Origin of the sequence: Chitinophaga hostae, assembly GCF_018224885.1 — a bacterium.
Taxonomy (GTDB): Bacteria; Bacteroidota; Bacteroidia; order Chitinophagales; family Chitinophagaceae; genus Chitinophaga; species Chitinophaga hostae.
In genome coordinates this window covers 95,687-109,575 of the sequence record NZ_JAGTXB010000017.1, presented here as the reverse complement: position 1 = coordinate 109,575, position 13,889 = coordinate 95,687, and the positions used below count along the sequence as shown (strand labels likewise).

Here is a 13,889-nt window from a genome sequence, read left to right as displayed (position 1 = left end):
ACTATGTTCACTAGGTCTGGCAGAAAATACCTGTTAGTCAGAACTTTTTTTCTCCATAATCGTTATAGGCTGTATAGCCGGCTGCATGGCACAGGAAGCGCCTGTTGCAACCGAACGCATTTTATTCAACCACCATTAAAAAGACAGTTAAAAGATGGACATACAACAATTTGAGGACAAGGGCCTGGCACATTACTCCTATGCTATCTACAGTGAAATACCCAACGAAATAATATTAATAGACCCCTCGAGGGATTTGGCTCCCTACCTGGCCTATGCGGCATCATTAAATGCCAGGATCAGCGCTGTTATTGAAACACATCCGCATGCCGATTTTATCAGCGGGCACCTGGAGCTGCATGAAACCGTTGGGGCAGTTATCTATTGCTCCCGGCTGGTGGGAGCGGGGTATCCGCATACCGGGTTTGATGAGGGAGATCACATCGTGCTGGGCGACATCGTAATCAGGGCGCTGAATACGCCCGGGCATTCGCCGGATAGCATCAGTATTGTGCTGGAATATGCCGGGGAAGACAGGGCCGTGTTTACAGGTGATACGCTGTTTATTGGTGACTGTGGCCGGCCGGATCTGCGGGAAAACGCGGGGCATATTAACGCCGGCAGGGAAGCTTTGTCGCGCATGATGTATCACTCCCTGCGGGAGAAGCTGATGACGCTGGCAGATGATGTACTCGTATACCCGGCGCATGGTGCAGGTACGCTTTGTGGTAAATCGCTCAGCGATGCCGACAGCAGCACGATTGCTGCGGAAAAGGTCAGCAACTGGAGCCTCGACGACCTTACCGAAGCAGACTTTGTAAAAGAGCTGCTATCCATGCAACCCTTTATTCCAAAGTATTTTCCTTACGATGTAGATATGAACAGGACGGGGGCGCCGCCGTTAGGGCCTTCGCTGGCGAAGGTGCCGGTGGTGCAGGATATGGCTGTTTTCGACAAAAATATTATCATCATTGACACCCGGCCGCAACAATTATTTAAACAGGGGCATGTGCCCCATGCCATCAACCTGCAGGATGGCGGAAAATTTGAAACCTGGCTGGGAAGTATTGTTGCGCCGGAAGAGCCTTATTACCTGCTGGCTGCCGATGATGCTGCATTGCAACAGGTGATCAGGAAAGCAGCAAAAATCGGCTATGAACCGGCTATAAAGGCGGCGGCTGTTTTTACAACAGGATCGGCCACCATCGCAGCTATGCCGCTGACCGATTTTAAAGCCCACCCGGAGCATTATACGATTGTGGATGTGCGGATGGCCACAGAGTCGGAAGAGTATAAAATATTTGACCAGGCGATTTCCATTCCGCTCGACGAGCTACGGGAACGTGTACACGAAATTCCAACCGGTAAACCGGTGGTTGTTCATTGCGCAGGCGGCTACCGGAGCGCTGCTGGCAGCAGTATTATAGCAGGTGCTTTGAACGAACAGGTCGCTGCCTATGACCTGGGAGAGGCTGTTAGCGAATTCAGAGCTGTATAGCGGTATGCCGGGGCTGTTTATGGGCCAGGTGTTGCACTCCCCATTCATATAGCGGCATAACGGCTGCCAGCAGGGATAAGCCTGTTTCGGTAAGACTGTATTCCACCCTTGGCGGTATTTCTGCAAATATTTCACGAGTCAATAATTCATCACGTTCCAGCTCCCTGAGCTGGTTGGCCAGCATCTTCCGGCTAATGCCGGGTAATTGTTTTTCCAGCAGGCTAAACCTGTTCACACCCTGCGATACCAGGTGTACGATCAACGGCTTCCATTTGCCGCCGATCACATCCAGCGTGAGGGCCAGTGGACATAACACCGGCGGGTATATTAACGCGTTTGACAGTTCTTTTTTCATACGGACTGATTTAAGCCAGGTAACCACAAAAGTGGCTAAGTGAGTTTTTGGTTACCTATGGGGACTATCCCCGGTAAGCAACAACTTTGCAGAAAATTATAAATAATGAAAACACTGCAAAGATCCACTTTTTTTACCATCCTGTTATTAGTACTGACATCTGTTCATCACGCTTACGGCGCCTTTGTTTATCAAACGCCCTGGCGTTTACATGTTTTGTTTATCGCCGTCCCGGTCGGCATATTGGTATACCTGCTGGACCGGCTCATGGAAAAATACCCCGGTAACCAGGTGATCCGGGTGTCACATCTGCTCGCCATACTGCTGTTTCCCTTGCTGGTAATAGGTTTGTACGAAGGCGTATATAACCACATCGCTAAAAATATTGTTTTTTTAGTAACTGGCAATAATTCTTTTTTCCGGTTGCTGTTCCCGCCGCCGGTTTATGAAATCCCGGATAATTTGGTGTTTGAGTTCACCGGTGTTTTACAGGGCTTGGTATTTTACCCGTTGTTAAAGCGTTTTATGAAGATGATGAAATTCAATATGTCTTCCCGGCAACAAAATATATAACAGGTCATTGTCACAATACACCCCTTCTTTTGCCTTGTTTGCACCCCTCACTACTGCTGAAATGATGTTAACTTTAAAGTGACGTCTTTATTGAACAGGCCGCTGTGGCCTGTATTTTTCACCAGAAAAATTATAGGTATGTTAAAGAACTCAAAAGCCTTCAGTGGATTTTCAGCAAATGATCTGCAACAGGCAAAAGATTTTTATCAGCAGAAATTGGGGCTCGAAGTGGAGGACAATGGCCAGGATATGCTGACATTAAAACTGGCCGGTGGTAACAATGTTCTTATCTACCAGAAACCCAACCATCAACCGGCTACTTTTACCGTGCTTAATTTTCCTGTAAGCAATGTAGAAGAAACAGTAGATAAGCTGACGGCACGCGGCGTGGAGTTTTTGCAATATGAAGGCGAAATAAAAACAGATGCCAAAGGTATACACCGCGGGGAACCCGGGCCCGTGGTGGCATGGTTTGCAGATCCCGCCGGTAATATACTTTCAGTAGTTGCCGACCATTAAAATAAATGATAGTACCTGGCAGGATGCCGTTGTGTATTGCACACAACGGCATCTTTGTTTTATTATTTGATTTGTTTATCAGCAATAATTTTTTACTTTCAGTACGTTAATCAAGAGAATGTATCATGTTTGTAACATGCCCGTAACCTGTATTCTTTAAAACCTCATACGTAAACATCAAAAAAGGAAGTAATGAACAAGACAATTTTATCTGCTGCTGCCATCGCTGCGGCTATTACCTTTACTGCCTGCGGAGATGGCGGTAAAACGGGTGGCGACAGCACCTCCACGGCTACCACATCTGCAAAAGACAAGGAAGCAGTAAAAGATGATAAACTGAGCGGCTTTATGCTGGGCGGTATCTATTTTATCAACGGATACGGCGGACAGGAAGAAGTCAGCAAAAGGATTACAACAACAGATAAAAAGGAACTTGTCAGCTCGTATAAAGAGATCCTCGAATTCCCGTTTCAACCCGAGGACGCTGCCGGTGCGCAAAGCACGCTCAAACAGGCCTGGGATATAAGCGATAAGGAAAGCCTGATAAAAAGCCTCGATAAGTTGTCGGCAGGAGATCCCCAAAACCCGCACCGCGCCTGGGATTACGCACGCCTGGTGAACAATGCCTGTATGGGCTATGCCGCAGGCTACCTCACCAAACCGGAAGCAGAAAGATTTATTGCCGCCACTTTGCCACTCGCCCGTAAGGAGTTTAAAACGTGGGATGATTATTTCGCCGACTTTATGGAAGGCCGCAAAACATGGGGCGGTGATGAAAGCCGCAACAAAGAATTTGAAGACCTTGCAAAGGCCATCACCAAAGGGGATAACAATATTTACCAGTTGCTGCCGCTGAATTAAAGCAGCATTCATATAGTTTTCCTACTTTTGCCGGCTAAATAAGGAAGATTTATGGCTACTAAGATTACAGTTAACAACAACGGTTCACTAAGAATTGAGGGTGAATTCGAAATCGTCGACAAAAATGGCAACCCTTATGACCTGGGTGGCCGGGAAGCAGTAGGGATCTGCCGTTGCGGACTTTCTGCCAACAAGCCTTTTTGTGATGGTTCTCACAAAGGACATTTTGAGCATGATGCCGTTGCTTTCGCTTTACCGCCAAAGAAATAGCCAACGCTCCCCATATTTACAGGCTCCTGGTACCGGCATCAGCCGCTTGCTCAGGGGCCTGTTTTTATTTTACCCCGGTACTATCTGATATGGTCGATATTGGAAGAATTGTATCTGTTTTTACAATATAAATAATTGCACTTTTGTAAGATATTATTTATTGTAACTTATGCAGATCAGATTTTTCCAGGTAGATGCGTTTACCAACCAGCCGTTTAAAGGCAACCCGGCAGGCGTATGCCTGCTGGAAAGTATGCCGGAAGACCATATCCTGACATCCATTGCAGCAGAAAATAACCTGGCCGAAACCGCGTTCCTGCTGCCGGAAAACGATGGCTATCGTCTCCGCTGGTTTTCTCCGCTCGTGGAGATCCCGCTTTGTGGCCATGCCACATTGGCCAGCGCCCATGTGTTATGGGAAACCGGTATCATCCCCGTTACCAGCACCATTCCTTTTTATACGATGAGCGGATTGCTGACCGCCACCCGCCACAACGACTGGATAGAGCTGGACTTCCCTGCCCGCAACAGCGAACCAGCCGTTTTGCCGCAAGGATGGGAGAGCATGTTTGACGACAATGTGGTGAATGTGGCGTATAGTGTAGACCGTTACCTTGTGGAACTGGCGTCAGCAGCTGCCGTAGCGGATTTTGCACCGGATAAACGGTTGCTGGCAACCAATAAATGTGTGATCACTGCCCGGGGAGCCGCCGGCTCGCCATACGATTTTGTTTCCCGCTTTTTTGCCACACCCATAGGGATAGATGAAGACCCGGTAACAGGTTCCGCGCATTGCAGCCTGGCGACGTATTGGGCTGCCCGCCTGCATAAGAACGAATTCTTTGCTTACCAGTCCTCACAACGGGGAGGAGAACTCAAAGTTATACTACAGGGCAACCGCGTATTACTCCTGGGTCAGGCCATTACCGTTATTGAAGGAACGTTTCGGATTTAATACGCTGACTATTACATAAAACCCGGTATATGAACAATTACGAATTATTCAAAGCACTGCATTACCAGGATACCCCATTGCTGCTGGGCAACGTCTGGAATGTGGCCAGCGCCCGCATCCTGGAAGACAACGGCATTTCCGCACTCGGTACCTCGAGTTCCGCTATCGCTGATACATTGGGGTATGAAGATGGTGAGCAGATTCCTTTTTCAGAATTGCTTTTCGTCATCGGAAAAATAGCCCGTCATGTAAAGGCACCCTTATCGGCAGATATTGAAAGAGGCTACAGTGACGATCCTGCCGTAGTGGTAAAGCATATTGAGCAACTGCACGATATCGGCATAGTGGGCATTAACCTGGAAGATGCTGTTAACAGGATCATACAGCCTGTGGAGGAATTCCGCCGTAAACTTGGCTTTATCAGGAATGAACTGGCTCGTAAAAATATTCCGCTGTTTATCAATGCAAGAACAGATACCTACTTATTAAAAGTACCGGATGCGTTGAACGAAACATTGTTGCGGATCAAGGCATATGAAGAAGCAGGGGCTGATAGTATTTTTGTGCCTTTTGTCCGTGACCTCTCCGATATCCGGCAGATAACCGCCGCAACCGCATTGCCGGTAAATGTGCTGTCCATGCCGGAGCTGCCTTCTTTTAATGCGCTGGGGGAAGCAGGTGTAAAAAGGATCAGTATGGGAGGTAGCGTGTATCGCTCGTTAAATGATCATCTGAAAAAAGTAGTGTACGACATCGGGGTAGCAGGATCGTTTGCCGGAATATTTCCATCCTGAAAAATAATAAGACAGGCACACTCTCCGGGGTGTGCTTTTATTTAAATACCCAATAGCCCAGTGCGAGCCACAGCAGCCCTTTTATAAGGAAGAAAAGAAAACCCCAGAAGCCGATTTTTTTCAGCCACCTGATGATTTGTGCTTTCCTGTTATTGCCGGTATTCATAGCGCGTCAAAAGTACAGATTTTTTGGATAGATAAATGTATCTTAACCGGCAAATTTATATCCTGCCTTATGAAATTATTATCCTGTTTGATCGTCTGGTTTGTTATACTGCAGCACTCCATTACCGCGCAACAGCTGGGCCGCTCCGCCAGCCGCGCTAACCATACTGATACGAAAGATATTGCAGACAAGCCTGCTGTAAAATGGCAGTTTAAAACCGGGGGCAGCGTAGTGTCGTCACCGGTAGTCAATGGCCGCTATCTTTTTATCGGATCGGCCGATTCCTGTATGTATGCGCTGGATCGTAACAGCGGGCAACAGCTTTGGAAGTATAAAACCGGTGGCGCGGTAAACGCCACGGTAGCCTGCGACAGCACAGCCGTATTTTTTATGAGTGAAGATGCTCATTTTTATGCGCTGGATATGCATAGCGGGAAGTTGCTGTGGACATTCACAACCATAGGTGAACATGCGATCGATCCCTGGGATTATTTTCTCTCCTCCGCAGCTGTAGAAAAGGGTATTGTATACACCGGCAGTACAGACGGACATATTTATGCGCTGCAGGCAGGAACCGGTAAGCTGTTGTGGAAATACCGGACAGGCGGCGCAGTGCATGCCGCTCCCACGGTAGTGGAAAACACTTTGCTGGCAGGGAGTTTTGATGGAATCTTTTATGCCCTCAATACCAGTAATGGTGCTTTGCGCTGGAAATTTGACACCATGGGAGAAAGATATTTTCCATTGGGGGAAGTGCAGTTTCACGCAGTGGTGGCCGACAGCTCCGTATACTTTTGTTCCCGCGATTATAATGTGTATGCACTGCATCTCCGCACTGGCAAAGGACTATGGGTGTATCATGAACCCGGCAGCTGGACCAGCGTGCCCGGTATGGCCGGAAACCGCCTGCTGGTATCTACTTTCGATACCCATCGCGCCCTGGCTTTTGACGCCTATGGCAACCTCGAATGGAAGTCGCCTGCTCATCTGAATGTTTTCAGCAGTATTGCCACTACTAACGCATACGGCTATATGGGAAGTTTGGGAGGCCGGCTTTTCAAAATGAACCTGCGCACCGGCGAGAGTACAAGCATTTTTCAGACAGCGGCTTCCAAACAAACGGAAGGACGTTTTTTTGATTCGGCTACGGGCGAACTTTTCCCGGATCTGATGGCGAGGTACAAAAATGATTACATAAAAATGTATGCGGATTTCCTGGATATGGGAAGTATCCTGTCCACTCCCTGGCTGGAAGACGGTATGCTCTTCCTGGGCAGCACAGATGGATACGTATACGCTTTGCAATAAAGACAATGATTAAATACGTACTTTTGCGCTCTTTTAGCAATGTTTTTTAAAGATGCGTGTAGCAATTTCGAGTAACAAAATACTTTTCTCCCTGTTCCTGGGCCTTTGTGGCGGCGCTTCTGCGCAGAAAAGAACAGACAGCTCCTTTATCAACCGCCAGCTCGATGAGGTGATTGTAGAGGAAAACAGGCTGGCAGCCCCGGTGAAGGCTGTAAACCGTAACATTACCATTATTACCCGCAAACAGATAGAAGCGATGCCCGTATCCTCTATAACGGAGGTATTGGCGTATGTGCCAGGACTGGATGTAAGACAGCGTGGCCCCGAAGGCGTTCAGGCCGATATAGGGATCGATGGCGGCACTTTTGACCAGACCCTGGTCCTGCTTAACGGGGTAAAGATTACAGACCCGCAAACAGGCCATAACATGATGAATCTGCCGGTATCGCTGGCAGATATTGATCATATAGAGGTTTTAAGGGGTGCTGCGGCCCGTATTTACGGCATCAATGCCCTGAATGGCGCCATCAACATCATTACCCGTAAAGCCAGGGAAAGCGGTATCACAATCAATGGCAGCGCGGGCAGCAGCTTCAAAAAGAACGAAAATAGCAATCTCTACGGGGCCTACAGTGCCGGCGCCAGCGGTTCACTGGTAAAAGGAGGCAACAGTCATTCCTTATCCGTAAGCCGTAACCAGGGAAACGGTTATTGTTACAATACGGCGTACGACAACTACCGCGCTCTTTACCAGGCGGCTTTTAACAACGATTCCCTGCACCAGTACCAGGTGATGGCCGGGTTCATAAATAATGGATTTGGCGCCAACGGCTTCTATGCAGCTCCCGGTGACCTGAACTCCGAAGAAACCGTAAAAACTTTCCTGGCAGCCGTGAGCAATACCTCCCGCATCCGGCCCAATTGGGTGATGACGCCACGGATCAGCTACCGTTACACAAAAGATGATTACATTTATATAAAACCAGATCAATACCGGAACCTGCATAACACAGATATATTGGGCGCGGAGCTCAACAATACCTTTACCACAGGCATCGGTACCTTCGGCGCAGGCGTGGAAGGCAGGTATGAGCATATTAAAAGTACCAGTTTGGGCAACCACGAAAGAACCAACCTGGGTATTTCCGGTGAATATAAATCTATCGCCGATCGCCGCTTTAGCTTTACACTTGGTGGTTACCTCAACTATAACTCTTTTTATGGCTGGCAGTTTTTCCCGGGCGCAGATGCGGGCTTTAATATTACCCCCGACCTGAAACTCTTTGCCAATGCAGGTACGGCACAAAGACTGCCTACCTACACGGATCTTTATTACAAAGGAAAAGGGATTATCGGTAACGAACACCTGGGACCGGAGAAAGCCGGTTATGCAGAAGCGGGTATCCGCAAGTTCAGTGGAAAATTTTCCTATAGCGGCTCTGTTTTTTACCGGCAGATCAGCAACTTTATAGATTACGTAAAAGATACCGCCGGTGTTGCCAACCCCGCTACGATCAACTGGCAGCCGGAAAATTTCCAACGGGCCAATATGACGGGTTTTACGTTGAATGCCGGCTACAGTACTGTGCTGCAACCGAATTGCCTGTTTAACAGTTTCGCGGTAAATGCCGGCTATAATTACCTTTCACCGTCGTTTAAAGGAGATGCGCTGACTACAAAGATTTCCCGCTACGTGATAGAGAGTTTAAGACACCAGTTTACCGCCAATGTGCAGACAACATTGTTACATCATTTCAGCGTTTCGGCCGCAACGCGCTACTGCATGCGCATTAACTATAAAGACTATACGCTGATCGATGCGCGTATTGCGTACAGGCAATCACGTTACCAGGTATACGCAGACGCCGGCAACCTGCTGGACGTTACTTACGTGGAAGCCGGCGCGGTTGTGATGCCCGGCAGATGGGTGACGGTAGGCGCAAGCTTCAAATTGTAGGAAGCGGAGGGGAACGCCTTCGGCGTTTGTCTTTGACCAGGATTAATATGATTATGATGATTATAATGATTTCATTTCTTTTTTTGAAAGAAGCTAACTTCTCTTCCTAATGTGTTTACCAACAGGATAAAGACATGGATCCGAAAAAGCTAAAATCAGTTCAATCATCATAATCATATTAATCCTGGTCAAAGACAAACGCCGAAGGCGTTCCTCTCCGCTCAATCGCTTTTACCTTCGGCTATTGCACAATAACGCTCCCGTAGATCAGCCCCTTGGCGTCTTTCCGGATAAATACGGTATAGATCTTTCCTGCTTCCAGGTTAATGTTGGTCAGACCCTGTTGCTGTATGGGCAAAGGCGCTGCATCTTCTCCCGCCCGCACAATTAATGAAATCGTACCTGCGTTTACGTTAGTGAACGGCGCGCTGTCGTAGGCAGCTCCCTGTAAATTGCTGCCGCCTGCGCTGCCATAAGTAATGGTATTATAAAGCGTGGTTTCCGTACCCTGCTGCTGTAGTCTAACGCTCACGCCGGCGATGCCGGCAGCCAGGTGTACGAAGCGTAGTGCGGCTTTACCGGCAGCGGGGGCGGAGAGGTTATCATAAAAGAGCAGGAGGGTATCTTTTGCCGCATCATTTTTGGAGGGTGCCGCAAACACTGTATGGTAGTATCCGGCAATAGGACCGTTAGGACCGCCTGAGGCGGTATAGGCGGCGCTGTTGCCAAACTGCCGCGATGCCTTATAGGCAGTGCCGCTGCCTTCCGTAAAATTGATCTGTACATTACCGAAGGTAGTTGCCACATACGGAGAGGCCGCGCCCGGCGCCACGGCATCGGTGGTCACTTTTTGGGTGAAGGTCCAGAACTGGATACCTGCAGGGGCGGTACGGGCGTTCACAAAACGTATATTGGCGGAAAGTGGTGGACGGTCACCGGCATTCACATCCAGGTAATCCGTTTTATGGCAGGCGCTGAAAGCGATGATGCTGCTGAAGAATAGAAGCGTATTTTTTTTCATGAAAACATGTTTTAAGGATTAGAAACGCGCATATAACCTGGCAAAGGGCTGTATGCCTGCACTGCCGTTCTGTATCCCTACAATAGAAGGATTGCGCAAACCGGAAATAGCTGCATCCGAATAGTCGCCCAGCACATTGAAAGCATTGTTAACGCCCACTGTTACCTGCACCGCTTTGCTGATATGATAGCCTATGGAGAAATCTGTTACCCAGATGGGTTTCAGCTCCTGGAAATAATAACCGGGCGTGGGGAAATTGGCGTTGAGCGCCGAGGCGGTGGTAACGGAGCCCAAGTAAATGGTACGCGCCAGGAAGGTAAACTTCGGTGTATGCAGTATGGCCTGCAACGTTATTTTCTGTTGCGGAATATTGGTGGTAACCCGGGCTTTTTCTGCTTCGCTGAAAATCACATTTTTGTAAAGCGCCAGTCCTTTCGGCGTGTTTACAGCAGTAACCTCGTTCTTTACAAAGTTGCCGCCGGCGAGCAATTGCAGGCTGTTTTTGTGTAACGGTATCTTGTAGGCGCCCGTAAACTCAATTCCCTGGGTGCGGGTGCTGAAGGCGTTATAAAAGAACTTGGCCTGCGTGGTACCGGTTTGCAGTAATAAAGCCCTCACGTCGGCCGGCAGGTTAACGTCGTTAGCGGAGAAGTTGCCCGTATTGCCCACCCTGTTTTTGATGTTGATGAGATAGGCATCCACACTCAATTCCACATTGGGTGCAGGCTGGGAAGTAATGCCGGCGGTATAACCAGTAGATTTTTCCGGTGTGAGGGAAGGAATGCCCAGTGCCCTTGTGGCAGCATTTTTATTAGATGCAGTTACCTGGTCAATGGCGCGTCCCTGCTGGAAGCTGGTGGAGGTTTCGGTATAATAGAACTGTGCGAGGTCCGGCGCGCGGAAGCCGCTGTTGGCCGATCCGCGGATGCTGAGCCAGGGCGCAAAGCTGTAGCGGGTGGCAATTTTGCCGGTAGTTACATTGCCGAAGTCGGAGAAGTTTTCTGCCCGCAGCGCGCCCGACAGGAGCCATTTTTCGGTGATGTTCAGCTCAATGTCTGCATAACCTGCTACAATAGCCCTGCTTACATTTACTTCATTGGATGGCCGGAACCCGGCATGGATCTGTGATCCGGGCGACAGCCCGTTCAGCGCGATCAATCCCCCGTCGGCTAAATAGGGAACGCCGCCAACAGTGGTATCTACGGAATAAATAGTACGAAGGTCTGCCTTGCTATAGGAAGCTTCTTCTCCTGCAATGATCTGGTAGGTTTCTGTGCGGTATTGTGCGCCAAAAGCCAGGTTGAGGCCATGTAATACGGTATTGAAGTAGCGGCTGATATCCAGGCTGGCGGTATTCTGGGAGGCGTTGTATTTGCCGGCATCGAAGGTGGTAGGGCTTTTGGCGCCCATGCTGGCATTCAGCGAGTTGCTGATAACATTGCCGAAATCATTTTTGCCGTATACATTGGATACGTCGAGGTTCCAGGCGCCGGCGCTGGCTTTGAGTCCAATGGCAATGGATTTATCGGTAATGCTGTTATCCATGGCGGGAAGAAACCCGTCGGGATACAGGGAAGTATTGTTACGCTCTGTCCAGCCCGGGAGGCGGTATACGGCTGTGAACTGCGAGTTGCGGTGACTGATACCGCCAAAGGCATATACTTCTGCATGATCACTAACGGGAATGGCTGTATTAAAAAACAGCAATGCATCTTTAGCTTTGTTGGAACCTCCGCCGCGCTGGTCAAAATAATGCCGGTCTATGCCCCTGCTCCTGAGGATGGCGTCGTCTATTTCTTTTGTATAAATATTATCATAACCACGGGTGTTGGCGCCGCCGCCGTAGATAGGACCATTGTAAAGGCCTGCGTCGTCGCGGCCCGGTGGCAGGGCGATGCCTTGTGTGGCAAATTCGGCGGTGGCGTTGAGGTATCCGCCTTTGGAACCAATTTTTACGCCGTAGTTGATATTAGAACGGGTGGCAGCGCCATCGCCTCTGCGCCGGATGCTGCCCGTAGTGGTAACGATCACATCGCTGGTTTGCTTCTTCAATACAATGTTGATCACCCCGGCAATGGCGTCGGAGCCATATTGCGCGGCGGCGCCATCACGCAGTATTTCGATACGCTCAATGGCGCCTGCGGGAATCGAGTTCAGATCATAGCCGGTAGCGCCGTTACCCAGGCCGCCCCAGTTAACATTGGAGCTTTTATGACGGCGTTTGCCGTTTACCAGTACCAGCAACTGGTCTACGCCAAGGCCTTTCAGCTGCGCAAGACTCAGCGCAGAGCCTGCGTCGCCGGCATTGGAGCCATTCACCGAATGAAAAGAAGGGGATATATATTGCAGCAGCTGTGTGATACTTGTTTGCGGAGCTGCTTCCTGCAATGATTTAATATCGATGATGTCTACGGGTACGGGTGAATTCAGCCTGGTACGGTTGGCGCTGCGGGAGCCTACAATCTGTATTTCACCCAGTTGTTGGGTGGTGTCTGTCAGGTGTTTGTCCTGCGCTGAAAGACCGACAGAAAACAACAGCAGGGGAGAGATGACCGGCAGTATAATTTTTTTCATGCCTTGGTTGATTTTTATGGTTAGTGATGGGCGATTTTAAAGCGGTCGTCGGTAAGTGCTACCAGGAAGGCTTCCAGGTCATTCATTTCTTCGTTGCTCAGGTTGAGTGGTTTGTTGAGCGACAGGTCCCGGTTAATGCCATCCTGTACAATGTGATTGGGTTCATTATAATAGGCAATAACTTCCTTTAATGTTTTGAACATACCGTTATGCATATACGGAGCGGTAACGGCCACGTTGCGCAGACCAGGCACCTTGAAAAAACCTCTATGGGTGCTGTCTTTCGTGGCTTCAAACCGGCCGGCGTCTTTCAGGGAGGTACCGTTATAGAGACCGATGTTTTTGAAACGGTCGGCCGTAAAATCTTCTCCCGAATGACAATTATTGCAATTGGCTTTACCAATAAACAACAGGCGGCCACGTATAGCCGGCGGCGAGAGTGCGTTGTCATCACCGGCGATGTAGCGGTCGTACGGACTGTTGGCGGTTTCCAGGGTGCGCTCAAATGCCGCGATAGCCTGGAGTATATTTTTACCGGTAGCCGGACTGTTAAATACCTGTTGAAAGTAAAGCCGGTAGCTTTCATTTTCGTTCAGGCGTTGTACGGCTTCTTCAATGGGCAGTCCCATTTCATCCGGGTTGATAATAGGTTGCAGGGCCTGGTCTTCCAGGGTGGCGGCGCGCCCGTCCCAGAAATAGTTGGGGCGGCCGGACAGGTTGGTGATGCCTGGCGTATTTCTTTTGGTGGGCGTATGATGAATGCCTTTGCTGAAGGCGATGGTATCCGCAAACCCGAACTGTGGAATGTGGCAGGACGAGCAGCTCAGGCTGCGGTCTTTCGACAACAGCGGATCAAAGAACAGTTTTTCTCCCAGTGCGGCTTTGCCGGAGGGATCGCCCGGTTGCGGGCTGGTATTGAATCCCGCAATGATGATGACGGCGCAGAGCAGGCCCGTTAAAATGAATATCATTTTTCTCAGCTTCATGGTGGTAAAAATTATGGAGGACATAACATGCCCGGTAGCAACAAGGGGTTGC

13 protein-coding genes are annotated in these 13,889 nt (G+C 49.3%); 9 read left to right on the top strand and 4 right to left on the bottom strand.

Annotated elements, in window-relative coordinates; all coding sequences use genetic code 11:
• The first annotated feature begins 154 nt into the window (after positions 1 to 154).
• Positions 155 to 1,498 carry an MBL fold metallo-hydrolase gene (locus KE626_RS25920; RefSeq protein ID WP_211975927.1) on the top strand — a complete coding sequence of 448 codons (1,344 nt, stop codon included), beginning with the start codon at positions 155 to 157 and terminating at the stop codon, positions 1,496 to 1,498.
• Here the strand turns inward: KE626_RS25920 and KE626_RS25915 are convergent.
• Positions 1,485 to 1,853, bottom strand: coding sequence for a winged helix-turn-helix transcriptional regulator (locus KE626_RS25915; RefSeq protein ID WP_211975926.1), 369 nt, complete (start codon positions 1,851 to 1,853; stop codon positions 1,485 to 1,487). The two genes, KE626_RS25920 and KE626_RS25915, sit on opposite strands and share 14 nt — an antisense overlap.
• 105 nt (positions 1,854 to 1,958) lie before the next feature.
• On the opposite strand from KE626_RS25915, the gene KE626_RS25910 reads away from it, so the two are divergent.
• The 8 genes from KE626_RS25910 (at position 1,959) to KE626_RS25875 (ending at position 9,256) form a co-directional block, all read left to right on the top strand.
• Positions 1,959 to 2,426 (top strand): hypothetical protein, encoded by a 468-nt coding sequence (locus KE626_RS25910; RefSeq protein ID WP_211975925.1) that lies wholly within the window; start codon positions 1,959 to 1,961, stop codon positions 2,424 to 2,426.
• 138 nt (positions 2,427 to 2,564) lie between these two features.
• Positions 2,565 to 2,945 carry a VOC family protein gene (locus tag KE626_RS25905; protein WP_211975924.1) on the top strand — a complete coding sequence of 127 codons (381 nt, stop codon included), beginning with the start codon at positions 2,565 to 2,567 and terminating at the stop codon, positions 2,943 to 2,945.
• A 192-nt stretch (positions 2,946 to 3,137) separates the two neighbouring features.
• The gene (locus tag KE626_RS25900; protein WP_211975923.1) at positions 3,138 to 3,806 is read left to right on the top strand and encodes a DUF1266 domain-containing protein; all 669 of its coding nucleotides are present in this window, start codon (positions 3,138 to 3,140) and stop codon (positions 3,804 to 3,806) included.
• Between the two features lie 51 nt (positions 3,807 to 3,857).
• Positions 3,858 to 4,076: a CDGSH iron-sulfur domain-containing protein gene (locus tag KE626_RS25895; protein ID WP_211975922.1), complete on the top strand. Its 219-nt coding sequence runs from the start codon at positions 3,858 to 3,860 to the stop codon at positions 4,074 to 4,076.
• Between the two features lie 169 nt (positions 4,077 to 4,245).
• A complete protein-coding gene (locus KE626_RS25890; RefSeq protein WP_211975921.1) occupies positions 4,246 to 5,031 on the top strand; it encodes a PhzF family phenazine biosynthesis protein in 786 nt (261 codons plus the stop codon).
• A gap of 29 nt (positions 5,032 to 5,060) precedes the next feature.
• On the top strand, positions 5,061 to 5,825 hold the full coding sequence (locus tag KE626_RS25885; RefSeq protein WP_211975920.1) for an isocitrate lyase/PEP mutase family protein: 765 nt from the start codon (positions 5,061 to 5,063) through the stop codon (positions 5,823 to 5,825).
• 235 nt (positions 5,826 to 6,060) lie between these two features.
• Positions 6,061 to 7,299: an outer membrane protein assembly factor BamB family protein gene (locus KE626_RS25880; protein WP_211975919.1), complete on the top strand. Its 1,239-nt coding sequence runs from the start codon at positions 6,061 to 6,063 to the stop codon at positions 7,297 to 7,299.
• Positions 7,300 to 7,351: 52 nt separating this feature from the next.
• Positions 7,352 to 9,256 carry a TonB-dependent receptor plug domain-containing protein gene (locus KE626_RS25875; RefSeq protein ID WP_211975918.1) on the top strand — a complete coding sequence of 635 codons (1,905 nt, stop codon included), beginning with the start codon at positions 7,352 to 7,354 and terminating at the stop codon, positions 9,254 to 9,256.
• Between the two features lie 241 nt (positions 9,257 to 9,497).
• Here KE626_RS25875 and KE626_RS25870 read toward each other — a convergent pair whose 3' ends face one another.
• Genes KE626_RS25870 through KE626_RS25860 form a run of 3 tightly spaced genes read right to left on the bottom strand, consistent with a single transcriptional unit; the run spans position 9,498 to position 13,861 of the window.
• A complete protein-coding gene (locus KE626_RS25870; RefSeq protein ID WP_211975917.1) occupies positions 9,498 to 10,277 on the bottom strand; it encodes a DUF4397 domain-containing protein in 780 nt (259 codons plus the stop codon).
• A gap of 18 nt (positions 10,278 to 10,295) precedes the next feature.
• Complete coding sequence (locus KE626_RS25865) at positions 10,296 to 12,851, bottom strand: TonB-dependent receptor plug domain-containing protein (protein WP_211975916.1); 2,556 nt, start codon at positions 12,849 to 12,851, stop codon at positions 10,296 to 10,298.
• Positions 12,852 to 12,871: 20 nt separating this feature from the next.
• Positions 12,872 to 13,861, bottom strand: coding sequence for a cytochrome-c peroxidase (locus tag KE626_RS25860; protein WP_249207693.1), 990 nt, complete (start codon positions 13,859 to 13,861; stop codon positions 12,872 to 12,874).
• Positions 13,862 to 13,889: the final 28 nt, after the last annotated feature.

Bases quoted from the DNA above. Each gene is read 5' to 3' on its own strand.
- KE626_RS25920 (WP_211975927.1), top strand. From the start codon at position 155: ATGGACATACAACAATTTGAGGACAAGGGCCTGGCACATTACTCCTAT.
- KE626_RS25915 (WP_211975926.1), bottom strand. From the start codon at position 1,853: ATGAAAAAAGAACTGTCAAACGCGTTAATATACCCGCCGGTGTTATGT.
- KE626_RS25910 (WP_211975925.1), top strand. From the start codon at position 1,959: ATGAAAACACTGCAAAGATCCACTTTTTTTACCATCCTGTTATTAGTA.
- KE626_RS25905 (WP_211975924.1), top strand. From the start codon at position 2,565: ATGTTAAAGAACTCAAAAGCCTTCAGTGGATTTTCAGCAAATGATCTG.
- KE626_RS25900 (WP_211975923.1), top strand. From the start codon at position 3,138: ATGAACAAGACAATTTTATCTGCTGCTGCCATCGCTGCGGCTATTACC.
- KE626_RS25895 (WP_211975922.1), top strand. From the start codon at position 3,858: ATGGCTACTAAGATTACAGTTAACAACAACGGTTCACTAAGAATTGAG.
- KE626_RS25890 (WP_211975921.1), top strand. From the start codon at position 4,246: ATGCAGATCAGATTTTTCCAGGTAGATGCGTTTACCAACCAGCCGTTT.
- KE626_RS25885 (WP_211975920.1), top strand. From the start codon at position 5,061: ATGAACAATTACGAATTATTCAAAGCACTGCATTACCAGGATACCCCA.
- KE626_RS25880 (WP_211975919.1), top strand. From the start codon at position 6,061: ATGAAATTATTATCCTGTTTGATCGTCTGGTTTGTTATACTGCAGCAC.
- KE626_RS25875 (WP_211975918.1), top strand. From the start codon at position 7,352: ATGCGTGTAGCAATTTCGAGTAACAAAATACTTTTCTCCCTGTTCCTG.
- KE626_RS25870 (WP_211975917.1), bottom strand. From the start codon at position 10,277: ATGAAAAAAAATACGCTTCTATTCTTCAGCAGCATCATCGCTTTCAGC.
- KE626_RS25865 (WP_211975916.1), bottom strand. From the start codon at position 12,851: ATGAAAAAAATTATACTGCCGGTCATCTCTCCCCTGCTGTTGTTTTCT.
- KE626_RS25860 (WP_249207693.1), bottom strand. From the start codon at position 13,861: ATGTCCTCCATAATTTTTACCACCATGAAGCTGAGAAAAATGATATTC.